Below are 23,397 nucleotides of genomic sequence, written 5' to 3' on the forward strand. Positions count from 1 at the left end.
GCCGCCCGACGTACGCGCCGGCGCGAGCCGATCGACGGCTACGCGTGCGCGGCCCGCTCGTGGGCGTCGTGGCCGATCGGCTCCAGCTGGAACGTGCAGTGGTCGGTGTCGAAGTGCTCCCCGAGGCACTCGCCGAGGGCGTCGAGCACCGCGCCCGCACGCCCGAGGGCGAGGCACTCGTCGTCGACGACGACGTGGGCGGACAGCGCCGGCACGCCGCTCGTGATGGTCCACGCGTGCAGGTCGTGGACGTCGACGACTCCCGGGACGCGCTTCATGTGGGTGCGCACGCGGTCCAGGTCGATGCCCCGTGGCGTGGCCTCGAGCAGGACGTCCAGCACGTCGCGCAGCAGCGCCCAGGCGCGCGGGAGGATGACCAGCCCGATCGCGGCCGACGCCACGACGTCCGCGCGCACCCAGCCCGTCGTCGCGATGACGACGCCCGCGACGACGACGGCGACGGAACCGAGCAGGTCCCCGAGCACCTCGAGGTAGGCGCCGCGCACGTTGAGGCTCTCGTGGCGGCCACCGCGCAGCAGCAGCAGGCCCACCACGTTGGCCGCCGCGCCCACCAGGGCGACGGCGATCATGGGCCCGGTGGCGACGTCCGGTGGCGCGCCCCAGCGGCGCACGGCCTCGACGACGACCCACACGCCGAGCCCGCCGAGCAGCAGCGCGTTCGCCAGCGCGGCCAGCACCTCGGCGCGCTGGAGGCCGAAGGTGCGCGTGCTCGTCGCCGGCCGCCCGGCCAGGCGCGCGCCGAGCAGCGCGATCGCCAGCCCGGCGGCGTCCGTGAGCATGTGGCCCGCGTCGGCCAGCAGCGCGAGCGAGCCGGACACGACGCCGCCGACGACCTGCGCCGCCGCGACGGTCAGGGTGATCGCCAGGACAGTGGCGAGCCGCCCGCGGTGGCGTCCGGTCGCCGTCGACGCGCCGTGGCCGTGCGCGTGGCCGCCCATCAGTCGTCGTCCTCGTCGCCGTCCTCGACCAGCTCGCCCTCCCACGCCTCGCGTCCCTCGTGGATCGCGAAGGCCGCGATGACGAAGCCGGCGACGGGATCGAGCCACGCCGCCCCGGTGAGCTCGAAGAACACGAGCCCTGCGAGCGTCGAGGCGCTGAGCAGGACGCAGATGCGGGTCTCGGCGGCGTCGGCCAGCACCAGCGGGTCCGCCAGCGCCAGGCCGACCCGCCGCTTGGCCGCGGCGAGCACGGGCATCACGATCACCGAGGCGACCAGCACCCCGACGGCGAGCGGTGAGCGCTCGGGCCCCTCGCCGTCCACGAGGCTGCGCACCCCTTCGACGACGACGTACGCGGCGAGCACGAAGAACGTCACCGCGACGGCGCGCAGGGTGAGGCGTTCGCGACGCTCGTCCGTGCCGCCGTCGCGCAGCCGGGCGCTCAGGCGCAGCGCGACCAGGACGGCGGCGGCGGACTCGATCCCCGAGTCCACGCCGAACCCGATCACCGACACCAGCCCTGCGGCGACGCCGGCGCCGATCGCGACGACGCCCTCGACCACGTTGTACGCGACGGTGAGCTGCGCGAGCCGCAGCGCCCGGCGCGTGAGGGCCTCCGTCCCCGCGGCGGGCCTGACGCCGGCCCGCGTCACCGACGGCTCCCGTACGTCGAGCACAGCACGACGGCGTCGCCGGTGAGCGCGAGCAGCTGCTCCGCGGCGGCGAGGAGCGCCTGCGTCGCGTCCGGGTGGGCCAGCGAGTACACGGACGCCCGGCCCTGGGGCCGCGCGGTGACGAGGCCGCAGTCGCGCAGGCACGCCAGGTGCTGGGAGACGGTCGACTGGGCGAGCCCGAGGTGGGCGGTCAGGTCGACGACGCGGTGCTCGCCCAGCGCGAGGTGGCGCAGGATGGCGAGGCGCGACGGGTCTGCGAGCCCGCGGAACAGGCACGAGGCGGCGTCGAGCCCGGCGTCGTCGGCCCTGCCGAGGCCATCCGTGCCTGCATCGCTGTGCGCCTGTGTCATCGTCATGTGCCGATGCTACCCGCCTCCGGTGGCGCGCCGGGCCGACGCCCCTAGCGTGGTTCGCGACGCACACCAGACGTGCCGGACGCCGGCCGTCGCGGCGCCTCGAAGGAGAAGCGAATGTCCGCGGTCGAGCACGAGACGCACCTGCCGGAGCGCGCCGTCGTCGAGGGGGACCCGTACCGCCTCGACCCGGCCGCCGTCCGCGAGCCCCCGACGACGTGGCGCGGCTCGCTGCGCTTCTTCGGCCCGGGGCTGATCATCTCCGCGTCCGTCGTCGGCGCGGGTGAGCTCATCACCGCCACGGCACTGGGCGCGCAGGCGGGCTTCGTCCTGCTGTGGCTCGTCGTGTTCTCCACGCTCGTGAAGGTCGCCGTGCAGGTCGAGATGGCGCGCTTCTCGATCGTCACGGGCGAGGGCGGGATGGAGGGCTACGCGACGGTCCCGCCGCGGTTCGGGCGCCTCAGCTGGGTCTTCCTCATGTGGGCGCTCATGGCGATCTCGAAGCTCGTCCAGACGGGCGGGCTGATCGGCGGCATGGCGGCCGCGCTCAGCATCCTGCTCCCGGTGGGATCGGGGCCGCTCGAGACGACGTCCCTGACGTTCTGGGCTGTCCTCGTGACGGTGATCGCCATCGCGACCCTCTACTCGAACCGCTACGGGCTGATCGAGAAGGTCGCCGTCTTCCTCACCATGACGTTCGTCGTGGTGACCGTCGTCATCGCGCTCGGGCTGCCGCTCACCGAGTACGCCTACTCGGGCGGCGACCTCGCGTCCGGCCTGTCGCTCAGCCTGCCGGTCGGCGCGATCGGCGTCGCGATCGCGATGTTCGGCCTGACGGGCGTGGGCTCGGAGGAGATCACGGCCTACACGTACTGGTGCCTCGAGAAGGGCTACGCGCGCTGGTCCGGCCCCAACGACGGGACGCCCGCGTACCGCCGTCGGGCGCTCGGGTGGATCGCCGTGATGCAGAAGGACGCGCTCGTCGCCTGGGTGATCTACACCCTCTCCACCATGTCGTTCTACGTCATGGGCGCGGCCGTGCTCCACCCGCAGGGCCTCGTGCCCGAGGGCAACGACATGATCCTCGTGCTGTCCCAGACGTACTCCAGCGTCCTGGGCGACTGGGGACGCATCCTCTTCCTCGTCGGCGCCCTGGCCGCGCTCGGCTCGACCATCTGGGCGGCCATCCCGTCGTGGTCGCGGTCCTGGGCCAACGCGCTCAGCATCCTGGGCGTCTTCGACTGGACGGACGCGCGCCGCCGCAACCGGTGGATGCAGTTCTTCATCGTCACGCTGCCGCTGATGTGGCTGCTGACGTTCCTGTGGATCGCCTCGCCGTTCATCATGATCCTGATCGGCGGCGTCGCGGGCGGCATCTTCCTCGCGGCCGTCGCGGTGGCTGCCTGGTACCTGCGCCGCACGCGCGTCGACCCGGAGCTGCGCGGCGGCCGGTTCTCCGCGATCGCGCTCGGGGTGAGCGGCATCGCGATCCTGCTCCTCGGCCTCTACAGCGCGCTGAGCGCGGCCGGCCTGCTGGAGATCGGCTGACGGGTGTCGCCGTCCCGGCCGGGGCTCGGTCCGGGCACGACCCGGCGAGTCCCGCGGTCACGGTCGGCAGCGTGACCCACGGCTGCGGCTGACGCACCCGGGTGTGCGGCGCCGCGGCGCGTGTCGTGGGCGGCGAGCGGCTGCCGCACGCTTAACCTGGAGACGCAGCAAGGGCCCCTCGGAATAGGCGTCCGAGGGGCCCTGCTGCGTGATCACCCACCGCGGCCCCGGTCTCCCGAGAGCTGCGACGCGCTCCGACGGTGCGCCGTGCGATCACACCGACTGGTCCGGTCTGGCCCACCGCGGCGTCGTCCGCGTGCCCCTCGGGTCTCCCCGCCGAGCTCCCGTCGGGTGTCCCCGTCGGGCTGGTCCTCCGTGCTCCTGCCGGCGGCTCGTGCGGCCCGCCTCACCCCGGCCCGCCCTGGTCCCGAGGGCGGTCACCGCCGGGTCTCCCCGGTGGTCACCACCCAGGTTCTCCCTGGCTGGCCGTCCGGGTCTCCCCGGTCGGTGCGGCGTTCCGTCCTTGCCGATGACGTAGTTCTAGACCCCCGCGAGGACCCGCCACAAGGGCTCTGGGGGACGAGTTCCTGACGTTCTTCTGCCCACAGGCTTGTCCACATGTCCACACGGTCGCGACCGCCTCGGCGCACAGACCTGTGCACAAAAGATGTGGACGAAGGGGGTCAACCCCGGACGTCGTAGTTCAGGTGGTGGGCCACGTCGTGCAGGAAGTAGTGCCCCAGCGAGAGGGCCGTGAAGGCCGAGCCGTTGCTGCGGTAGCCGGGCCGGCCCCAGTCGGCGTCGGACAGGCCGGTGAACGCCTCCGCGGCGCCGCGTGCGGCCGCGACCAGCTCCAGGGACACGGCAGCCGGGTCCTGCTCCCCGTACCGCTCGGCCACCGCCGTGGCGTCCTGGTCCCAGTTCTCGAAGCTCGGGCCGTCCTGCTCGCGGATGAGCCGCGCCCGCGCGGCGAAGACGTCGCAGACGTCGCGCACGTGACAGGCGTACTCCAGGGGCGACCAGACCTTCGGGACGGGCCGGCGGGCGACGTCGTCGCGTCGGAGCACGTCCTCCCAGCGCGTGGCGTACCCCATCAGGATCCCGGGGATCTCGTCGCCGGCGACGGCCTCGGGGTGGAAGCCGCAGTCGAGGCACGGTCGCTCGGTGACCCAGGTCCAGTCCTTGGTGTCCGGTTCGATCGTCTCGTCCGTCATGCCCGGAGAGTACCGCCGTGCTGCGGCACGAGGCGGCAGCGCTCCGCGACGCGCGGTGGGAGAATCGAGGTGTGCCGAAGATCATCGGTGGCTCCCTCACGGAGCACCGCGAGCAGACCCGCAACAAGCTGTTCGCTGCGCTCACCACGCTCATGAGCGACAGGGGGTTCGACGCGATCACGCTCGCGGACATCGCGGCGGCGGCGGGCATCGGTCGGACGGCGGTGTACAACCACTTCCCCGACAAGGAGTCGCTGCTCATCGCGTTCATCACGCACGAGACGGAGCAGTACGTCGCGACGCTCGAGCGGGCGCTCTCGGGCGTGACCGACCCGACCGAGCAGCTGCGCACGTACGTCCGCCAGCAGACCCAGCTCAAGCGCGTGTTCCACCTCGCCCCGGGACCCGATCTGCGCAGCGTGCTCTCGCGGGGCACCCGGGCCCAGCTGCGCGAGCACGCCGAGCTGGTCGAGGCGATCCTGCGGCGCATCCTCGAGGCGGGCATCGCGTCCGGCGCCTTCCCGCCGCAGCCGGTCGAGACGACCGTGCCGCTCATCAACGCCTGCCTCTCGAGCCGCGGCGTGCCCGACGAGGGCCCGGGCCGCGAGGCCGCGATCGCCGCGACGGAGACATTCGTGCTCCGGGCGGTCGGCGCCGCCTGACGCCCGCCGGCAGCGAGGCTTGAGCGCCCCGGCCGGGCGTGGTTCAGTGGCGTTCTGACAGCTCGTCAGGTCCCCGTCCCCCGGAGTGCCCATGGCCGCCGTCGCCGTCCACCCGCTCACGGACGGGCCGCTGTCCCTGCACCTGCGTGCCGCCACGCGCGCGGCCCACGACCGGGCGGAGCGCTCGGGCTTCGTCGAGGCCCTCATGGGCGGACGCCTGACGGTGGCCGCCTACGCCGAGCTGGCCGCCCAGCACCACGTGATCTACGGCGCGCTCGAGGCAGCCGAGCCCTTCGTCGGCGCCGACCCCGCCGGCGCGACCATGATCGTGCCCGGCCTGCAGCGCGTGCCCTCGATCGAGCGTGACCTGGCGGCGCTCGTCGGGCCACGCTGGCGTGAGGAGATCCCGGTGCTGCCGTCGACCGAGCGGTACGCCGCCCGGCTGCGCGACGTCGCGGGGACGTGGGTCGGCGGCTACGTCGCGCACGCGTACACGCGCTACCTCGGCGACCTCTCCGGCGGGCTGGCGATCAAGGCGATCCTCCAGCGCTCGTACGGCGTGCCCGACGAGGCCGTCAGCTTCTACACGTTCCCGACGATCCCCAAGCCGAAGCTCTTCAAGGACGAGTACCGCGCCCGCCTGGACGCCCTGCCGTTCGACGCCGCCGAGCGGGAGCGGGTCGCGGCCGAGGCCGCCGTCGCGTTCGAGCTCAACACGGCGCTCTTCGCCGAGCTCGGGGAGCGCCACCCGCCGCGCGCGTGATCCCACCGGGCCGCGGTCCCGGTTCGCGTGCGAGCCGCGGCCGCGTCGGCGTGCGAGGTCGGCGTGCGGGCCACGGCGACGTCGGCCAACCTGGGCGGATGTCGAACCTGAGCACCGCGATCGAGACCACCGCCGCTGCCGCTGAGGACCTCACCGAGGAGCTGGCGGACGCGCTGGGACGGCGGGGCTGGACGGTCGCCACGGCGGAGTCGCTGACCGCGGGGACCATCGGGACCGTCCTCGCGGCCGCCCCGCAGGCCACGACGTGGTTCCGCGGGACCATCGCGTGCTACTCGCCCGAGGTGAAGTACGGCCTGCTCGGGGTGCCGCGCGGACCCGTCGTCACGCAGGAGTGCGCGGCGGTGCTCGCGCGCGAGACCGCCCGCCTCCTGGGCGCGGACCTCGTGGTCTCGTGCACCGGGGTCGGCGGACCCGAGCCGGAGGAGGGCGAGCCGGCGGGCGCCGTGTGGTTCGGCGTCGCGTCGCCCGGCGGCTCGCACACCGAGAAGGAGGTCTTCGCCGGCGGACCGGCCGAGGTCCTCACCGCGACGACCGAGCACGCCCTGGCCCTCCTCCACCGCGCCGCCACGACAGGCCTCTGACCCGCCCGCCACCCACGGTCCACGGTCGGACCGGCACCGGCCGACGGGGAGCCCGAGCGGGCGCCGCGGACGGCATCGCGGAGGGCGGGCGGTGGTCAGCCGTGGAGCGGGAGGGTGAGGGTCGCCGGGCCGCCCGGGACGACGCGGACCGGCACGCCCCAGTCCTGCTGGTTGAGGTGGCACGCGGGGAACTCGATCGCCGGGTCCGCGTCGCACGACGCCGCCTGCGCCGTCACGTGCAGCACGCCTTCGGTGACCTCGGGGTTGACCCGGAGCACGCGCTCGAGCGGGACGTCGTCGCCCGCACCGTCGAGCAGCAGCCCGGGCGGCGTCGAGGACACGGTGAGGCGCGTCGAGGGTCCGTAGCGGTCGTCGTACTTCTGCCCGGTGGCCGGCGTGAAGACGACGTCGAGCCGCACCTCGCCCGCGCCGATCTCGCTGACGGGCCGCTGCGTGCGGTGCGCGCCGTGGTCGAGCAGCTCGCCCGCGAGCCGGGCCGGCAGGCGCAGGCGCGTCAGCCGATGGGCGGCGGACTCCACGACGAGCAGCTCGACGCCGCCGTCGTCGTGCACGTCGACGAGCAGGCCGCTGGGCTCGGCGAGGTCGCGCGCGAGCGTGGTGACCTCGCCGTCGCCGTCGGGCCCGACCGCGTAGCGCCGGACCGCGCCGTTGTAGGTGTCGGCGATCGCGACCGACCCGTCGGGCAGGACGGCGACGCCCAGCGGGTGCTGCAGCAGCGCCTGCGAGGCGGGCCCGTCGCGGTGGCCGAAGTCGAACAGCCCGGCGCCGACGGCGGTCCCGACGCGGGTCCCGGCGTCGTCGTGCTCCAGGAAGCGCAGCGCCGAGACCTCGGAGTCCGCGAGCCAGAGCCGCCCGTCGGCGCCGAGCGCGAGGCCCGACGTCTGCGCGAACCACGCCTCGCCCGCCGGGCCGTCGAGGAGGCCCTCGTTCATCGTCCCGGCGAGGTGCTCGATCGTGCCGGCGACCGGGTCGAACGCCCACAGCGTGTGGTTGCCGGCCATGGCGACGACGAAGGCGCCCAGCGGCGGGTACCAGGCGACGTCCCACGGCGAGGAGAGCTTGTGGCGCCGCGCCGGCTCGTCGTCGGCCGGCAGGACGTTGTCGGCCGCGCCCACCATGAACTGCTCGCCCGTCCCGGCGAGCGTGCGGACCGCGCCGTCCGCCAGGCGCACGCCGCGCAGCGCGTGGTTGACCGTGTCCGCGACGACGACGTCGTAGCCGAGCGCCTCGCGCAGGTCCTCGGGCACGAGCGCGAGGCCGTTGGGCTCGCTGAAGCGCGCGTCGTCGGGACCGCCGTCGACCAGGCCCCGCTCACCCGAGCCGATCCGGCGGACGAGCGTCTCGCCGTCGGGCTCCAGCAGGGCGAGCGAGTGGTGACCGGCGTCGGCGACGAGCAGGGTGCCGTCGGGCAGCCGCACGGCCTCGGCGGGGAAGCGGAGGGTCGTGGCGGACGCGGCGGGGGGCACGTACGGGCCGTCGCCCCGGTGCAGCGTGCCCTTGGCCTCGTGCTCTGCGACGAGCTCGCGGACCAGGACGGCGAGGTTGTGCTTGTGCCCCTCGCCGGCCATGTGGGCGACGATGTAGCCCTCCGGGTCGACGACGACGAGCGTCGGCCAGGCGCGCGCGCTGTACGCGGACCAGGTCGTCAGCTCGGGGTCGTCCAGGACGGGGTGCCGCACCTCGTAGCGGTCCACGGCGGCCGCGAGCGCGACCGGGTCGGCCTCGTGGACGAACTTCGGCGAGTGCACGCCGACGATCACCAGGACGTCGCGGTGCTCCTCCTCGAGCTCGCGCAGCTCGTCCAGCACATGCAGGCAGTTGACGCAGCAGAACGTCCAGAAGTCGAGCAGCACGATCTTGCCGCGGAGGTCCGCGAGCGCGACGTCCCGACCGCCGGTGTTGAGCCAGCCCCGACCGACGAGCTCGGACGCGCGGACGCGGGGCAGGCGGCGGGCGCTCGTCTCGGTCACACCGGTAGTGAACCCGAAACGCCCGGCCTCCGTTCCCGTCGTCCGGTCAGTGAGGCGGGCTGCCGGCCCCGGCGGGCCCGTCGCCGTGCTCGGCACCCGACGCCCGTTCGGGCCTTCCCTCGGGTGGCAAGGAACGCGACACTGTGGTGCCGTCGGACCGCCGCGGCGGATTCTAGGGAGAGTCTCGTGTTCCGTCGGGTCGCCGCAGTCCTCGCCGTCCTCCTCCCGGCGCTGGTCCTCATCGCACCGTCGCCGTCCCAGGCCGCGGGCGACGTCATCACGGGCGTGGTGTACGACACCCACCGGGTCCCCCTCAACGGCATCCGCGTCGAGCTGGTCACCGTCGATGAGGAGGGCACCGTGACGGGCGTGCTGGCGAGCGCCACCACCGCCGGGGACTCGAGCACGCCCGGTGGGCCCGGCTTCTTCACCCTCCAGCACTCCCGCACCGTCCCGTGGCGCGCGACCGTGCGCGCGGTGGACCCGTCCGGCGAGCTGATCACCACCTACGACAGCAACTCCCGCACCCATCCGTTCTGGGGCGAGTGGGTCGATGCGGCCCCCGAGCCGACCACCTACCGCATCCCGGAGGCCGTCATCCTCACGATGGGTGCGCCCGGCCGCTACCTGCCGCTCGACCCCCGACGGGTGTACGACAGCCGCACCGACGACGACCGGCGGCCGTTGCGACGGGGTGAGTTCCTGACCGTGGAGCTGCCCTACACGCCCGGCGACGTCGTCGCGGCCGCCGTCAACATCACGACCACGCAGACGAGCTGCGCCACGACCTACATCGCCCAGGCGTCGCACGTGGTCGGTTACCCCTGGGGTGCCGACTCGAGCATCGTCAACGCGCGCGCCGGCGCCGACGTCGCGAACCACACCGTCCTCGCCACGTCTCGGAACGAGGAGATCAACAGGATGGTCCTCTACAACCACCTGTGCGAGACGCACATGGTGGTCGACCTGGTGGGCGTCTACGCACAGGACGCCCCGGGCTTCGCCGGGTACCAGCCGGCGACACCGGAGCGGGTGCTGGACACACGGGTCGACGTCGGAGCGCTCGGGCCGCGCGAGGCGCTCGAGGTGCCGATCACGGCGCTCGCCACCGACGCGCCGGCCGATGCGGTCGCGGTCGCGGTCAACGTCACGGCGACGGCCGGGACCGCGCCCACCTCGTACCTGTCCGTGTACGAGGCCGGAGACCCGTACGGGTGGGAGACCAGCACCCTCAACGCGTACCGCGGGGCCGACGTCGCCAACCTCGCCGTCGTCCCGCTGTCCGACGACGGAGCGATCGAGGTCTACAACAACAGCGGGAACCAGCACGTCGTCCTCGACGTGCAGGGCTGGTACACGCAGACGGACGGCCTCTCCTTCTGGCCGATGGACCACCGTCGGACCGCATCGAGCGAGGGCCCGGCGCTCGGCCCGGGCGCCACCCGGGTCACGACGGACCCCGGTCGTGGGATCGAGGCGCCGGCCGGCGCCCAGGCCGTGCTCCTCAACCTGACGAGCACCCGCGCGACGAGCCCGACGACGTTCGTGACCGCCCACCCCTCCGGCCAGGCACGGCCCTTCACCAGCAACGTGAACGCCCGGCGGGGCATCGACCTCGCCAACAGTGCCGTCGTCGGTCTCGGAGTCGACGGGGGCTGGGCGCTGTACAACAACGCCGGCTCGGTGCGGCTCCTCGAGGACGTCGCGGGATGGTTCGCCCCGAGCAAGGACGACTGAGCACCACGAGCGCGGAGCAGAGACGCGGCGGCGAGCCCTCCGCGTCCTGAAGGGGCTCGCCTTCTAGCGGCGCCGCGGTCGGGTCGGGCTCAGCTCGCGCGGACCGCGCCCACCACGCGCACGTCGACGGGCACGCCGTCGACCCGGTCGGGCACCCCCGTGCGGTCGCCGGGGTGCTCGACGTTCACGCGGAGCGCGTAGCCGTCGCCGTCGGGCCGGACGCCGATCCCGCGCACGCCCTCGTGCCCGGACAGGGCAGCGCGCAGGTGGGACTTGGCGGTCCGCGCCTCGTTCAGGTCGGCCATGGAGCACCTCGGGGTCGGCGAGCCCGGGGGCTCGCGCTGCGGCGGGGGGACCCGCGCCGGGGCCGGACTCAGCCCACCAGCTCCGCCTCGAGGGCCTCGAGGACCGCGCCGATCGGGTTGAGGTACGTCAGCCCGGTCCCATTCTCGCCCCCGCTCTCGCTCCCGGCAAAGAGGAGGCCGACGGCGGCCGCCGCACCGCCGTCCGGCAGGTAGACCAGCGAGCCGCTGTCGCCGCCGCGCGAGAACGGTCCCGACCCGAGCCCCTCGACCTCGATCTGGTCGTCGAAGGACAGCTCCCCCAGCTCCGCGCCGTAGCCCACGACGACGTCGTCCAGCTCGATCGCGGTGACCCTCCCGCGGGTCACGCCCGTGGTGCGGCCGATCTTCTCGACCTCCTCGGCGCCCAGCACCGGGGCCGTCGTCGTGACCGGGCCCGCCGGGTAGGTGGCATCGACGTCGGCGTCGTCCAGCGCGGCGACCGCCGCGTCGACCAGGGCCGTGGTGCCGGGGACGAGGGGGACGAAGGCCGCGAGGGTGCCGACGCGGTCGCCCGGGTCCTGCCCGCCGTCCGCGGGACCCGGCTGCAGGACGGCGTCGCCCACGGACGCCGAGGGCGACCCGACCAGCACGTGGTAGTTCGACAGCGCGTGGAGGCGGCCCGCGACGGTCACGAACGCGCCCAGGGTGCCCGCGCTGACGTCGACGTGCGCGATGGAGATGCCCGGACGCAGCGGCCGCACGCGGCCGGTCTCGCCGACCGCCTGCGCGCTGACCACCGGCGGACGGGGGCCGCCGACCGACCGGGGCCGCGCGACGGGCGGGGCCGCGCCACCGGCCGCGACGGCGCGGATGCGCCCGGTCCGCCGGACGTCGACCGCGGGCCCGACCTGCTCGACCACCCGCCGCGCGACCATGCGCGCCGAGGGCACCCCGAGGCGGTACCGCACCGCGAGGCCGTAGCCGCCGTCGGGCTGCGGCGCGAGGCCGAGCGCGACGCCGGCGCGCGGACCCGCGGCGCTGCTGGCGACCTGCCGCTCCGCGAGCTCGCGGACGTAGGCCGCCACCTCGGCCTTGGTGCGGCGCGCCTCGTCGAGGTCCCAGCCGCCCGTCCCCGTCGCGCTCGCTACCCTGCCGCTCGTCGTCCTGCCGCTCACGCATCCCCCTGTCGACACCGTGCGCCGAGTGTGCCGGGCGCCACCGACACCCGTACGGTGACGGCAGCGACCGTGCGGCGTCCACCACCTGTCCACCGCCGTCGCAGACACCCAGGAGGTACTGGTGCGGATCGAGCTCCCCCTCGACGAGGTGCTCACGCTCGCCACGACGCAGGGCGTCGTGCCGCCGTTCGTCCACGGCCTGCGCGCCGACGGCGAGACGCTGCGCCTGCGCGTCGACGCGGCGGAGGTCATGGGCCGCTCCGGAGGTCTGGGCCGCCTGCTCGGCGGGCTCGCCGGCGAGGTCCCGATCACGGCCCGCTTCACGGGCTGGGCCGACGGCGTGGTCACGCTCGCGGTCACCGCGGAGAGCCGCGGGATCCCGCTGCACCGCTTCATGCCGCTCGTCGAGAACAAGATCCGCGAGCGCCTGCGCGCGGCCGGCCTGCCGGACGGCGTGGTCGAGGTACGCACCGGCCCGAGCGACCCGGTCATCGCGGTCGACACGCGCCGGCTCCTCGCGGCGAAGGTGGCGGGCGTCGTGGTCACGGACGTGCGCGTGCACGACGCGACGCTCCACGTCGCGGCCGTGCTCGACCCCGAGGTGCCGTTCCGCCTGCTCTGACCGCACCTGCCCGAAGGTGCGGAGCATGGTGCTGGTGGGACCCGTGGGGCCCACGGGAGTCACCTGCGCCACTCTGGTCACACCCGTCACATGCTCCGCACATTCCGCCGGGGCCGACGCGCGGCGAGGCCAGGGCGGGTCGTCAGCCGGTGCTCGCGGGGGCCGCGCCCGGGGGCGGCTCGCCCACGACGTCGACCGCGCGCGGCTCGTAGGGCTCTCGCGTCACGTCGGCCCGCTCGATGCGCGAGAGCCGGAACCAGCGCACGGCATCGCGGTCCGGATCCCAGGCGATGACGTTCCACCGGCCCCGCGCGTGGGCGAGCAGGATCGGCTCGACGTGGCGGCGCGTGACGGCCCCCGTCGCGGACCGGTAGCGGATCGCGAGCACGAGGTGCCGGCCGAGCGACTCCTCGACGGCGCGCAGCACGGCCGGCGCCGCCACCGGCTCGTCCGCGCCCGTCCCGGGCACCCGGCCGTCGAGCCAGATCCGGCCGGCGAGCTCGCCCGCGCGCTCCCGGTCGCCCGGTCCGAGGGCGTCGAAGACCTTGCCGCGCGCGGCGGCCCCGTCGGCGGAGAACGGGCTGCCCGGCGGGAGCGCCGCGAGCGCGACCGCCACGGCGACGGCCTGCGCGGGCGTGAAGTTCACGGGCGGGAGCGAGGCGACGCTGTCCAGCACGTAGCCGCCCCCCGGGCCGGCCTGCGCCCAGATGGGCAGCCCCGCCTGCTGGAGGGCAGAGACGTCGCGCTTGACGGTCCGCTCGCTGACCTCGAGCAGGCAGGCGAGCCGCGGGCCGGAGGTGCCGGCCGGTCCGGCGCGGCGCAGCTCCTCGGCGACGGCGTAGAGGCGCTCGGTCCGGTTCACGCCACCTCCTCAGGTCCCGCGGCAATGGTGACAGACCGGTGTCACCGAGGCGGCCCGAGACTCGTGCCATGACTCTCCCCACCCCTGCGCCCGCTGCGGCCGCGCCCGCCGTCCACGTCGTCCTCGTCCCCGGCTTCTGGCTCGGTGCGTGGGCATGGGACCGCGTGGTCCCGGGGCTGCGCGCCGCCGGCTTCGTCCCGCACGCCGTCACGCTGCCGGGCCTCGAGAGCGCCGACGCCGACCGCTCCGGCCTCACGCTCGACGACCACGTCGACGCCGTGCTCGACCTCGTGGCCGCGCTCGACGGCGACGTCGTGCTGGTGGGGCACAGCGGCGGCGCCGTGGTGGTCCAGCACGTGGTGGACCGGGTCCCGGACCGCGTCCGGCGCGTCGTCTACGTCGACGCCGGACCGCTGAGCGCGGGCCACGCGATCGCACCGGACGCGTCCGGCGCCGACCACCCGCTGCCGTCGTGGGAGCAGCTCGCCGAGCAGGGCAGCAGCGCGACGGGCCTGGACGACGCGCTGCGCGCCGAGCTCGAGAACCGCGCGGTGCCCCACCCGGCGGGCGTCGCCAACGCCCCGGCCCGGCGGGGCGACGCCCGCCGCCTCGCGGTCCCCGTCACGGTGGTCTGCACGAGCATCCCGTCGCCGGTGCTGCAGGACCTCGTGGCGGCGGGGCACATGCCGACGGACCTGCCCGAGAGCCACGACGTCACCTACGTCGACCTGCCCACCGGGCACTGGCCGATGCTGTCGCGGCCGGACGACCTCGCCGCGGCCGTCGCGGCGGCCGCGCGCGCCTGACGCCGCGCCGACGGCACCGGCCGCACCGCACGCCGAAAGATCTTGAAGCCTCCTGCATCCGAACGCTGCCCGGCGCCAGTAGTTCAGGTGTCAAGCAGTTCCCCAGCCCCTCGGGGCAGGACCCAGGAGGAATCATGCGCGCACGACTTGCCACCGGCCTCGCCGGAACCGCAGCACTCGGACTCAGTGTCCTGGCGGCGCTCCCGGCCGCCGCCGCCACGAGCGACACCGCGCAGCTCTCGGTGCTCCACGGCGTCCCCGACCTGGTCGTCGACGTCTGGGTCAACGGCGAGCGCACGCTCGACGACTTCCAGCCCGGGGACCTCGCCGGGCCCCTGGACCTGCCCGCCGGCACGTACAGCGTCGCGATCACCGCGGCCGACGCCGCCGACGCGAGCGCCCCGGCCATCGGCCCCGTCGACCTGCCGCTCATGGGCGGCATGAACTACACCGCCGTCGCTCACCTCGACGCGTCCGGCGCCCCGACGGCGACGCTCTACACCAACGACCTCACGCCCACGGCCGCCGGCCAGGGACGGCTGACGGTCCGCCACGACGCCGCGGCACCCGCCGTCGACGTGCTGGCGGGCGGCTCGCCGGTCATCACGAACCTCGCCAACCCGGGCGAGCAGTCACTCGACCTCCCGGCCGGCACGATCTCGGCCGCCGTCGCCGCGACCGGCACGACGACGCCCGTCATCGGCCCGACCGACGTCACCGTGACCGAGGGCGTCAGCACGATCGTCTACGCGTGGGGCTCGCTCGACGCGGGCAACCTGCAGCTCGCGGTGCAGACCATCGAGGGCCTGCACTCCTCGCCCGCCGGCGTCCCGTCCGGCGAGCTCGGACTGGCGGACACCACGTCGTCCGCCCCCTGGCTGATCGGCGCGGCGCTGCTGACCGCCGCGGGCGGGGCCGTCCTGCTGGGGCGTCGCGCCTACGCGACGTCGACCGCGCGGGACTGACCTGCCGCGATCAGGCCGGGCGCGGGTCCGCTTCGCCGGACCCGCGCCCGGTTCTCTCGTCCGGCCGCTCCGCGCGGCCGGACGCTCGGCCTGACCGGCCGGACACACGAGCACCAGCACCACGCGCGGGGCAGGAGGACGAGATGACCGCACGCAGCACGGCCCTCGCGCTCGCGGCCCTCCTCCTCCTCGGCGCGTGCACGGCGCCCGCGCCGTCGGGGGACGCCGAAGGGCTCACGCCCGCCCCCGCCACCTCCGCCCCGGCGTCGGCGGCCCCCGCGGCGCCCCTGCCCGACATCCCCGTCCGGTCCGCCGACCTCTCGGCCCTGACCGTCCCGGACGCCCCGGCCCCGACCGCGGTCCGCATCCCGTCCCTGGAGATCGACGTTCCCGTCGACCCGGTCGGCGTGCAGGCCGACGGCCAGATGGAGATCCCGCCCTTGGCCGAGCGCGCCGGCTGGTACCGCTACGGGGCCGCGCCGGGCGAGCCCGAGGGCACCGCCGTCATCGCGGCGCACGTGGACTCCGTCGCCTCCGCCGGCCTGGGACCCTTCGCCCGCCTGCGCGACCTCGCCCCGGGCGCGACCGTCGAGGTGAGCCTCGCCGACGGTGCCGTCGTGCCCTACGTCGTGACCTCGGTGACCTCCGTCGCGAAGGACGACGCCGCCTGGGACACCGTCTTCACGCGCGAGGGCCCCGCCCGGCTGGTGCTCGTGACGTGCGGTGGTACGTTCCAGCGCGAGGCCTCCCGGTACTCGGACAACATCATCGTCACCGCCGACCCCGTCCGCTGATGTCCTCCGCCGTCGAGTTCTCCGGTGGGACGCCACCCGGGCACGGCCCGCACCTGTGGCTCGGGCCCGGACCCACCCCCTTCGCAGGAAGGAGCGCTCCGCTGTCCTCGTCACCCGTCGCGCAGCTGCACGCGCCCGCCTCCTGGGCGGACGACGTCGTGGGGCGCGCGTTCGCCGGGGGCGACGAGACCGCGCTCGCGGAGGCGTTCCGGCGCTGGGCGCCCTTCGTCCACACGCTCGCCCTGCGCTCGCTCCGGGACGACGCCGACGCGCAGGACGTCACGCAGCAGGTGTTCGTCAGCGCGTGGCGCAGCCGGGGCGGCTTCGACCCCGCCCGCTCGCCGCTGCCCGCGTGGCTCACCGGCATCGCGCGGAACGCGGTCGCCGACGTGCACGCGCGGCGCGGCCGCGACCGCCGCAACGAGGTCGCCGTCGCGACGCGCACCGGCCCCGAGCCCGAGCCGGAGACGGCGGCGGTCGCGGAGCGCGTCACCGTCGCGGACGAGCTGACGCGCCTCGGCGAGCCGCAACGCACCATCATGGCTCTCGCGTTCTGGGAGGACCTCACGCACGACCAGATCGCCCAGCGGCTCGACCTGCCCCTGGGGACCGTCAAGAGCCACATCAGACGCAGCCTGCTGCGCCTGCGCGACCGGTTGGAGGTGGATGGTGGAGCACGTCGCTGAGGAGGACCTCGCGCTGCTCGCGCTCGGCGAGCCGGCGAGCGAGGCCGTCCGCGCCCACGTCGCCCGGTGCGAGGAGTGCGCCGCCGCGGTGGCCGAGCTGGCCGCGGTGGTCGCCGTCGGGCGCGCCGTGACGCCCGGTGACGCGCTCGTGCCGCCGCCCCCGCAGGTCTGGACGGGGATCCGCGACGAGCTCGGGCTGGCGGCGGACCTCGAGCCCGACGGGCGCTCGCGCGCCGTGACGGCTCCCGCCGTGGACGAGGCGCCCGCCGAGAGCGCGCCGACGGCGCCCGTCGTCGACCTCGCGGCGGCCCGCGGCCGCCGCGGCGCCCGGCTGCCCTGGATCGCGGCGGCCGCGGCGGCCGGCATCGTGGTCGGCGGCGTGGGCGCGACGTTCCTGTCCGGCGTGCGCGAGCGCGACGCCGACTCCGAGGTGCTCGCGCAGGCCAGGCTCGAGCCGCTCCCGGGCTGGGACGCGACCGGGGAGGCCGTCGTCGAGGTCACGCCCGACGGCTCGCGCGAGCTGGTCCTCTCGGTCGAGGACGCGGGCAGCGACGGCGACTTCCGCGAGGTGTGGCTCATCGACCGGGACGTCACGCGGCTGGTGAGCCTCGGCGTGCTGCAGGGATCCGAGGGTCGCTTCACCGTGCCCGAGGGGCTGGACCTGTCGGACTTCGCCGTCGTGGACGTGTCCGAGGAGCCGTTCGACGGGGACCCGGCCCACTCGGGCGACAGCATCGTGCGCGGCGTCCTCGACGCCTGAGTCGGCCGGTCAGCACGACGCCCGCACCACAGTCATGGCGCGGGCGTCGGCGTCCTGGGTCGTGCAGGGGGTGCCGCTCAGACGGCGGGGCCGGCCGGCGGGGGGGTGCGCGTGTCGTACCGCTCGACCACCTCGCGGTGGCTGGTGTTGGCGCGCTGCTTGTTGTAGACCATGCCCATGATCAGGGAGATGATCCCCGCCGCGATCATGATGTAGCCGACCATGTTCAGGTTGACCACGTCCCACGTGTCGGGGGCGATGGCGAAGGCGAGGATCGCACCGACGACGATCAGGAAGATCCCGGTTCCGATACCCATGCTCGTTCCTCCTCCTCGGCGGCCGGGCGACCCGGCCGGTTCAGGGACGAGCATGGCGGAGACCCCTCGCGCCCGCGCGTCGAGCGTCCGGGATCGCTCGTGCGGGTGACCACCGCCACCGTCCGGGTGGGCAGCTCGCGCAGCCGCGTGCGTCCTACAGTGGTCGAGAGCTCCGACGATCGAGGAACCATGTCCGACCAGCGCCGTCGTCCCTTCGGGATCCGCTTCACCGAGCGCTTCCTGCTGCCGTTCCTCGGCCCGGCGGAGGTCGGGGACCTGCGCCGCGGGCGGCCCGCGACGGACGCCGACCGCCGCCGCGAGAGCGAGCTGCGCACGACGCTCGAGCGCGTCGTCGGACCGGACGGCCGCAGCTACCTCGTCGAGCGCGGCGACGCCGATCGCGCCGAGCCGGGCGAGCCGCCCCGCTGACAGCACTGCCGCAGCCCGCGCCGGCCGCTCAGCCGCGCCGCTGCCCCAACCGCTCGAGCATCGCGTTGTACTCCTCGAGCTCGGCGTCGCCGTCGCGGTCCGCGGCCCGGTCGCGGCGACGCGCGGTGCGCTCGTCGTCCCGCGTCCAGGCGATGGCGAGCGCGATGGCCAGCACGAGCATCGGCAGCTCGCTGATGCCCCACGCGATGGCGCCGCCGGTGTGCTGGTCCGCGAGGGCGGACGGCCCCCACGGTCGGCCCAGCAGCCCGAACCACCGCGGTGCGAGCAGCGCCTCGGAGCTGACGATCGCGAGCCCGAAGAAGGCGTGGAAGGCCATGGTCGCGAACAGCAGCAGCAGCCGCAGCGCGTAGCCCGGGCGCTTGGGCCCCGGGTCGACGCCGATGAGCCCGTTGACGAACAGGTACCCCGCCAGGGAGAAGTGGGCGATCATCAGCAGGTGCCCGACGTAGCTCGTCAGGGCCAGCTCGAAGGCGTCGGTGAAGTAGAAGACGAACATCGAGCCCGCGAAGTTGACCGCCGCCACCACGGGGTTCGCGAAGAACTGCGCCCACCGCGAGTGCACCAGGCCGAGCAGCCACTCGCGCGGGCCCCACGACCCGTCCGCCCGCGGCGGCAGGGCGCGCGCCGCGAGCGTCACGGGCGCGCTGAGCACCACGAGGATCGGGATGACCATGACCAGCACCATGTGCTGGAGCATGTGCGCGCTGAACAGGACGTGGCCGTAGACGGCGAGCCCGCCCGACGTCGTCCACGCGAGCAGGACCATGCCCGCGACCAGGCACAGGGTGCGGTGCACCGGCCACGTGTCGCCGCGCCGCCGCAGGCGCGCGACCCAGCGCCCGTAGACGACGACGGCGGCGAGGCAGCCGAGCGCCGGGATCAGGTCCCACTGGAAGCTGGTGAGCCAGCGGTCGAACGACGGCTCGGGCGGCAGTGGGTGTCCCGTGACGATCTCGGCCGGCGTCGGCGCCGTCGGCGGCTCGAGGTCGGCCGGCGGCGCGGTCGAGCCGAGCGCGACGGCAACGCCGGAGACGGCACCCATGACGGCGATCTCGACGGCGACCAGGCGCCAGAAGACGCCCGGCGCGCGCGGGGACGCGGGCGTCTCGGCCAGGCGCCGGACGACCGCGCGCCGGTGCAGCCAGCCCAGGACGCCCAGCACGGCGAACAGCGCGACCTTGGCCAGGAGGAGCACGCCGTAGGGCGTCGCGAGGTCGGCGACCTCGTCCATGCGGCCGACGGCGTTCACGGTCCCGGAGACGGCCACGGCGACGAAGCACCAGGCCGCGATCGAGGAGAACCGCGCGACCGACGGCGCGAGGTCGCGGCCGAGCCGCCCGCTGAGCAGTGCCAGGCCCGCGAGCGCGCCGATCCAGACCGCGGCACCGGCGAGGTGCAGGAACATCGAGGAGACGGCCAGCTCGTGGTTCGTCGCGCCGACGCTGTGCCCCGTGGTCGCGAGCATCACCAGGGCCGACGTCGCGAGCAGCGCGGCCGCGAAGGCCCCGAGCGGACGCGTCACCAGCAGCGCGACGATGCAGGTCAGCGCCGCGACGACGGTCACGGCCAGGAGCGTGCGCCCCAGGCCGACGGACGTGACGAAGAGCCCGAGCTCCGAGCCGAAGCCCGCGCCGCCGACCGGACGGCCGACGATCGAGGCGTAGGTCAGCACGAGCTGCGCGACGTTCGCGAGGGCCCACACGCCGGCCGCGACGGAGGCCACCACGGGCGCCGTCGGCCAGGCGCGGCCCTCGCCCGGCGCGCGGCCGGCGGCGCGGGGCAGGACGAAGGCGGCGAGCGCGAGGGCGCCGAGCGTCACGGCAGCCGCCAGCTCCGAGGTCACCGTCGCGAGCGGCAGGCCCCAGCGCACCGCGGGACCCGGGTCGAGCAGCGCGGCGTCGACGGCGCCGGAGAACGCGACACCGAGGACGGCGGCCGCGAGCGCCAGGAGGAACCCGGAGACGAGCGCCGCGGCGGGGAGCCGGGCCGTGGTCGTCGGCACGCTCGGACCAGTCACCCGACCAGCCTACGGCGGCCCCGCGCACGCAGGTCCCGGTCACCTGTCGGCGTGGTCCGCGGGCGGCTCAGGGTTGCTGCTGGTCGGCGAAGAAGGTCTGGTCGACGAGCGCCCGCGCGAAGGCCTCGACGTCGGGCGTGCGACCCTGCGCCGGCCGGCCGGCGTACCGGCCCTGCTCAGGAGCCATAGCCGGGCACCCAGTCCAGCGCGAGCACGTCGTCCGTCCTGCCCGCCACGAGGAGCAGCGCCAGCCGCAGCCGCTCGTCCCGCGACAGGCCGCGCAGGTGCCGCTCCGTCCCCGGGTCCGCCTCGACGTCCTCGAGGACTGTCAGGTCGGTGAAGAGCTCGAGGTTCCACCCGCTCTCGTGGCTCACCGAGACGCTCGCGGACTCCTCGCCGGCGTGCCCCTCGAGGTCGTCGAGCAGGCGCTCGATCGCCTCGCGCGAGACGTCGTCGGTCTCGTGGGCGGCGACGTTCGTCAGGGAGCTCATCCAGCCCTGCCGCTCAGCCGGTGAAGACGGAGGCGTTGGCGGGCCACTCGCCGGTGCGCTGGAACTCCCGGTACGCCGTCGCCATCACGGCCGAGGCCATCCTCGGCCGGTCCCCACGCCCCTCGATGAACCAGGCGTCAGGATCCGTCGCCGGGATGACGAGGACGCCACGCTCGGGATCCTGCTCGTCGATCCCGTAGTCGTACCGCGCCCGTCCGTCCGAGGAGCTCAGACGGATGCCGAAAGCTCGCGAAGCCATGCCTGACACCCTCTCCACCGTCCCGGCTCAGAAGTAGCCCTGGCGCTTGAGCTGCTCGTAGACCTGCTCCTGGGTCATGCCTTCGTAGCCGGTCTGTGCGGGCTTGCCAGCCAGCGGTCCTCGGCCACGAGGGCCGGCGAGGCGCGCGACCTCGTCGAAGAAGCGGCGCTTCGCATCGTCGTAGGACGCCGAGGCGTACAAGCGTCTCTCGCGTCCCATGTCGCTGTAGGTGACGGTGTAGTCCGCCCCCTCGCACCCGAAGATGATCGACTCGCTGCTGCCGTTGCCGGGCACCCCCCAGACGAAGAAGTCCATCCCGTAGACGAATCCCCGCGCCTCGCCCTCGGCGCGCAACGCGACGAACTCGGGCGGCGCCTGCGGCTGGTCGACCATGGTTCGGCTCCCCACCTTGCGAATGACGCCCAGACCGATCAGGTCCCCCTGAGAAAGCTCCTTGCCGGTCGGGCTGAAGAACCTGTACTGCATCCCGCCACCCTGCTGCCCGAACCAGGGTGCGATGTCCGAGCGCTCGACCGTGAGCCGCCCTGACTGCACGATCGCCGTCACGGCAGCACTCCGGCGATCGTGTCCATCCGGCCCCGGACCCCGTCGTCCGCAGCGCGATAGTCCTCAGCCATCGCCACCACGCCGTCGACCATCGCCTCGAGCGTGTCCCGCGCCGCGCCGATGGCCCGACCCGTCTCCACTTCCGCCGTGTTGACGAACCCCGGCAGGAACGCGCACAGCAACCCGAACGCACCGTCGTGCAGGTCGACCTGGTTCGCGGCGTCGTGCGCCAGCGCACGGCATCGGCCACCATCGCCAACCTCGACCCGTGCGCCGTCAGCACCTGCGTATCGACCTCGAGCTCGCTCATCCGCCCCCTCACGCGACCCACCGGAACCGGGACGAGTGTGACGCTCCACGACCGCTCAGCGGTAGGCCGGTCCACGATCCTCAGGTGTAGCGCTGCCCGATCTCGGCGCGCAGGTGCTGCGTGGTCGCCGGGTCCTCGCCGAAAGCCTCGGCCATCGCGGCGACGGCGCGCCCGCCGGCCTCGCGCTGCGCCGCGCGGACCGCGTCGATCTCGGCCTTGACCTGCTGCGCCTTCTCGGCGCGCTCGGCGGCCTGCGCGATGTCGCGCTGGACCTCGGCGAGCGCGGCGTCGGCGTCGTAGAAGGCGGTCATCCCGGCACCGGCGAGCGCCGCCGCCCGTGCCCAGGTCTCGCACTGGACCGATCGGGCGACGCCGCGCCGCGCGCCAGCACGGGTCGGTCCACAGGTGCGCCGCCCCCCTGGCGGTCCGCGCGGCGACTGGCATACTCGCCGTCTGCCGCACCGCCACGCCGGGCTCGCCGAAGCCCTCGTCGAGCCGTGCGCCCCCAGCCGGCCACCGGAGGACCACGCATGCTGACCGAGCCGATCAACGACACCGACCACGTCGAGGCGCGGCGCCTGCTGGACCGGATCGACGCCGTCTTCGCCCAGCGCGTGGTGGGGCAGGACAACCTGCGGGTCGCGCTCGTCAGCACCCTCCTGGCCAGCGGCCACATCCTGCTCGAGAGCGTCCCCGGCCTCGCCAAGACGACGGCGGCGCAGACCTTGGCCGCCGCGGTGTCGGGCTCGTTCCACCGCATCCAGTGCACGCCCGACCTGATGCCCAACGACATCGTCGGCACCCAGATCTTCAACTACGCGACGGGCGCGTTCTCCACCCAGCTCGGCCCCGTGCACGCGAACCTCGTGCTGCTGGACGAGATCAACCGCTCGAGCGCCAAGACGCAGTCGGCCATGCTCGAGGCGATGCAGGAGAAGCAGACCTCGATCGGCGGCGAGGTCTACCCCCTGCCGCGCCCCTTCATGGTGCTCGCGACGCAGAACCCCATCGAGGAGGAGGGCACCTACGTGCTGCCCGAGGCCCAGATGGACCGGTTCCTCGTCAAGGAGGTCCTCAGCTACCCGGATGCGGCGCAGGAGGTCGAGATCCTCGAGCGGATCTCCACCGGCCGGCAGACGGCCGCGATCACCGGTGAGCCCATCAGCCTCGCCGACCTCGAGCGGCTCCAGGCGATGGCCGACCGCGTGTACGTCGACGCCGCGATCAAGCGGTACGTCGTCGACCTGGTCGCGACCACCCGGGGCGGCGGCCCGCGCCCCATCCCCGGCATCGACCGCCTCATCCGCGTCGGCGCGAGCCCTCGAGGGTCGATCGCGCTGATGCGCATCGGGCAGGCCCTGGCGCTGCAGGCCGGCCGCAACTACGTCACGCCCGAGGACATCAAGGCGATGCGCCACCCCGTGCTGCGCCACCGCATCGTGCGGACCTTCGACGCGCTCGCCGACAACGTGCCCACCGAGCAGCTGGTCGACGCGGTGTTCGACGCCGTGCCGACCCCCTGACCC

28 protein-coding genes are annotated in these 23,397 nt (G+C 74.7%); 13 read left to right on the forward strand and 15 right to left on the reverse strand.

What is annotated here, in order from left to right:
- Positions 1-38: 38 nt before the first annotated feature.
- The 3 genes from H2O74_RS15720 to H2O74_RS15730 are packed head-to-tail and all read right to left on the reverse strand — an operon-like array spanning position 39 to position 1,989.
- Positions 39-959 carry a cation diffusion facilitator family transporter gene (locus H2O74_RS15720; RefSeq protein WP_182112429.1) on the reverse strand — a complete coding sequence of 307 codons (921 nt, stop codon included), beginning with the start codon at positions 957-959 and terminating at the stop codon, positions 39-41.
- The gene (locus tag H2O74_RS15725; RefSeq protein WP_182112430.1) at positions 959-1,612 is read right to left on the reverse strand and encodes a cation diffusion facilitator family transporter; all 654 of its coding nucleotides are present in this window, start codon (positions 1,610-1,612) and stop codon (positions 959-961) included. The genes H2O74_RS15720 and H2O74_RS15725 overlap by 1 nt, the downstream gene beginning before the upstream one ends.
- On the reverse strand, positions 1,609-1,989 hold the full coding sequence (locus H2O74_RS15730; RefSeq protein ID WP_182112431.1) for a metalloregulator ArsR/SmtB family transcription factor: 381 nt from the start codon (positions 1,987-1,989) through the stop codon (positions 1,609-1,611). The genes H2O74_RS15725 and H2O74_RS15730 overlap by 4 nt, the downstream gene beginning before the upstream one ends.
- 114 nt (positions 1,990-2,103) lie before the next feature.
- Here H2O74_RS15730 and H2O74_RS15735 point away from each other — a divergent pair, with 114 nt between their 5' ends.
- Positions 2,104-3,534, forward strand: a complete 1,431-nt coding sequence (locus tag H2O74_RS15735; RefSeq protein WP_182112432.1) for an Nramp family divalent metal transporter — start codon at positions 2,104-2,106, stop codon at positions 3,532-3,534.
- 683 nt (positions 3,535-4,217) lie between these two features.
- Here H2O74_RS15735 and H2O74_RS15740 read toward each other — a convergent pair.
- Complete coding sequence (locus H2O74_RS15740) at positions 4,218-4,748, reverse strand: DinB family protein (RefSeq protein WP_182112433.1); 531 nt, start codon at positions 4,746-4,748, stop codon at positions 4,218-4,220.
- Between the two features lie 71 nt (positions 4,749-4,819).
- Between H2O74_RS15740 and H2O74_RS15745 the strand changes: the two genes are divergently transcribed.
- From H2O74_RS15745 to H2O74_RS15755, 3 genes are all read left to right on the forward strand, one after another.
- A complete protein-coding gene (locus H2O74_RS15745) occupies positions 4,820-5,410 on the forward strand; it encodes a TetR/AcrR family transcriptional regulator (RefSeq protein WP_182114339.1) in 591 nt (196 codons plus the stop codon).
- 91 nt (positions 5,411-5,501) lie between these two features.
- Positions 5,502-6,173: a heme oxygenase (biliverdin-producing) gene (locus tag H2O74_RS15750; RefSeq protein ID WP_182112434.1), complete on the forward strand. Its 672-nt coding sequence runs from the start codon at positions 5,502-5,504 to the stop codon at positions 6,171-6,173.
- A gap of 98 nt (positions 6,174-6,271) precedes the next feature.
- Positions 6,272-6,775 (forward strand): CinA family protein, encoded by a 504-nt coding sequence (locus tag H2O74_RS15755; protein ID WP_182112435.1) that lies wholly within the window; start codon positions 6,272-6,274, stop codon positions 6,773-6,775.
- Positions 6,776-6,870: 95 nt separating this feature from the next.
- Here H2O74_RS15755 and H2O74_RS15760 read toward each other — a convergent pair whose 3' ends face one another.
- Positions 6,871-8,766 (reverse strand): NHL domain-containing thioredoxin family protein, encoded by a 1,896-nt coding sequence (locus H2O74_RS15760; RefSeq protein WP_182112436.1) that lies wholly within the window; start codon positions 8,764-8,766, stop codon positions 6,871-6,873.
- A gap of 186 nt (positions 8,767-8,952) precedes the next feature.
- Here H2O74_RS15760 and H2O74_RS15765 point away from each other — a divergent pair, with 186 nt between their 5' ends.
- On the forward strand, positions 8,953-10,503 hold the full coding sequence (locus H2O74_RS15765) for a hypothetical protein (protein ID WP_182112437.1): 1,551 nt from the start codon (positions 8,953-8,955) through the stop codon (positions 10,501-10,503).
- 89 nt (positions 10,504-10,592) lie between these two features.
- Here H2O74_RS15765 and H2O74_RS15770 read toward each other — a convergent pair whose 3' ends face one another.
- Both H2O74_RS15770 and H2O74_RS15775 read right to left on the reverse strand, forming a co-directional pair.
- The gene (locus H2O74_RS15770; RefSeq protein ID WP_182112438.1) at positions 10,593-10,808 is read right to left on the reverse strand and encodes a hypothetical protein; all 216 of its coding nucleotides are present in this window, start codon (positions 10,806-10,808) and stop codon (positions 10,593-10,595) included.
- Positions 10,809-10,876: 68 nt separating this feature from the next.
- Entirely contained in the window at positions 10,877-11,962 is a 1,086-nt protein-coding gene (locus H2O74_RS15775) for a S1 family peptidase (RefSeq protein ID WP_255491677.1), read from the reverse strand.
- A gap of 124 nt (positions 11,963-12,086) precedes the next feature.
- On the opposite strand from H2O74_RS15775, the gene H2O74_RS15780 reads away from it, so the two are divergent.
- On the forward strand, positions 12,087-12,587 hold the full coding sequence (locus H2O74_RS15780) for a hypothetical protein (RefSeq protein WP_182112439.1): 501 nt from the start codon (positions 12,087-12,089) through the stop codon (positions 12,585-12,587).
- A 142-nt stretch (positions 12,588-12,729) separates the two neighbouring features.
- On the opposite strand, the gene H2O74_RS15785 is transcribed toward H2O74_RS15780, so the two are convergent.
- On the reverse strand, positions 12,730-13,449 hold the full coding sequence (locus H2O74_RS15785) for a YafY family protein (RefSeq protein ID WP_182112440.1): 720 nt from the start codon (positions 13,447-13,449) through the stop codon (positions 12,730-12,732).
- 68 nt (positions 13,450-13,517) lie between these two features.
- On the opposite strand from H2O74_RS15785, the gene H2O74_RS15790 reads away from it, so the two are divergent.
- The 5 genes from H2O74_RS15790 (at position 13,518) to H2O74_RS15810 (ending at position 17,460) form a co-directional block, all read left to right on the forward strand.
- Complete coding sequence (locus tag H2O74_RS15790) at positions 13,518-14,255, forward strand: alpha/beta fold hydrolase (protein WP_182112441.1); 738 nt, start codon at positions 13,518-13,520, stop codon at positions 14,253-14,255.
- 134 nt (positions 14,256-14,389) lie between these two features.
- Entirely contained in the window at positions 14,390-15,220 is an 831-nt protein-coding gene (locus tag H2O74_RS15795; RefSeq protein WP_182112442.1) for a DUF4397 domain-containing protein, read from the forward strand.
- A gap of 143 nt (positions 15,221-15,363) precedes the next feature.
- Positions 15,364-16,014, forward strand: a complete 651-nt coding sequence (locus tag H2O74_RS15800) for a class F sortase (RefSeq protein WP_182112443.1) — start codon at positions 15,364-15,366, stop codon at positions 16,012-16,014.
- Complete coding sequence (locus H2O74_RS15805; RefSeq protein WP_182112444.1) at positions 16,014-16,700, forward strand: RNA polymerase sigma factor; 687 nt, start codon at positions 16,014-16,016, stop codon at positions 16,698-16,700. The genes H2O74_RS15800 and H2O74_RS15805 overlap by 1 nt, the downstream gene beginning before the upstream one ends.
- Positions 16,681-17,460, forward strand: a complete 780-nt coding sequence (locus H2O74_RS15810) for an anti-sigma factor (RefSeq protein ID WP_182112445.1) — start codon at positions 16,681-16,683, stop codon at positions 17,458-17,460. The genes H2O74_RS15805 and H2O74_RS15810 overlap by 20 nt, the downstream gene beginning before the upstream one ends.
- A 77-nt stretch (positions 17,461-17,537) precedes the next feature.
- Here H2O74_RS15810 and H2O74_RS15815 read toward each other — a convergent pair whose 3' ends face one another.
- A complete protein-coding gene (locus H2O74_RS15815) occupies positions 17,538-17,777 on the reverse strand; it encodes a DUF6458 family protein (RefSeq protein WP_182112446.1) in 240 nt (79 codons plus the stop codon).
- 189 nt (positions 17,778-17,966) lie between these two features.
- On the opposite strand from H2O74_RS15815, the gene H2O74_RS15820 reads away from it, so the two are divergent.
- Entirely contained in the window at positions 17,967-18,206 is a 240-nt protein-coding gene (locus H2O74_RS15820; RefSeq protein WP_182112447.1) for a hypothetical protein, read from the forward strand.
- 28 nt (positions 18,207-18,234) lie between these two features.
- On the opposite strand, the gene H2O74_RS15825 is transcribed toward H2O74_RS15820, so the two are convergent.
- From H2O74_RS15825 to H2O74_RS15850, 6 genes are all read right to left on the reverse strand, one after another.
- Positions 18,235-20,244 carry a cytochrome c oxidase assembly protein gene (locus H2O74_RS15825; protein WP_182112448.1) on the reverse strand — a complete coding sequence of 670 codons (2,010 nt, stop codon included), beginning with the start codon at positions 20,242-20,244 and terminating at the stop codon, positions 18,235-18,237.
- Positions 20,245-20,420: 176 nt separating this feature from the next.
- On the reverse strand, positions 20,421-20,735 hold the full coding sequence (locus H2O74_RS15830; protein ID WP_182112449.1) for a hypothetical protein: 315 nt from the start codon (positions 20,733-20,735) through the stop codon (positions 20,421-20,423).
- A gap of 13 nt (positions 20,736-20,748) precedes the next feature.
- Positions 20,749-20,994, reverse strand: a complete 246-nt coding sequence (locus H2O74_RS15835) for a hypothetical protein (protein ID WP_182112450.1) — start codon at positions 20,992-20,994, stop codon at positions 20,749-20,751.
- A gap of 27 nt (positions 20,995-21,021) precedes the next feature.
- Complete coding sequence (locus tag H2O74_RS15840; RefSeq protein WP_182112451.1) at positions 21,022-21,561, reverse strand: glycohydrolase toxin TNT-related protein; 540 nt, start codon at positions 21,559-21,561, stop codon at positions 21,022-21,024.
- A complete protein-coding gene (locus H2O74_RS15845) occupies positions 21,558-21,920 on the reverse strand; it encodes a hypothetical protein (protein ID WP_182112452.1) in 363 nt (120 codons plus the stop codon). The genes H2O74_RS15840 and H2O74_RS15845 overlap by 4 nt, the downstream gene beginning before the upstream one ends.
- 31 nt (positions 21,921-21,951) lie before the next feature.
- Positions 21,952-22,182 (reverse strand): hypothetical protein, encoded by a 231-nt coding sequence (locus tag H2O74_RS15850; RefSeq protein ID WP_182112453.1) that lies wholly within the window; start codon positions 22,180-22,182, stop codon positions 21,952-21,954.
- Positions 22,183-22,401: 219 nt separating this feature from the next.
- On the opposite strand from H2O74_RS15850, the gene H2O74_RS15855 reads away from it, so the two are divergent.
- Positions 22,402-23,394: a MoxR family ATPase gene (locus H2O74_RS15855; protein WP_182112454.1), complete on the forward strand. Its 993-nt coding sequence runs from the start codon at positions 22,402-22,404 to the stop codon at positions 23,392-23,394.
- Positions 23,395-23,397 lie beyond the last annotated feature (3 nt).

This window comes from Actinotalea sp. JY-7876 (assembly GCF_014042015.1).
In the GTDB taxonomy this organism is placed as follows: domain Bacteria; phylum Actinomycetota; class Actinomycetes; order Actinomycetales; family Cellulomonadaceae; genus Actinotalea.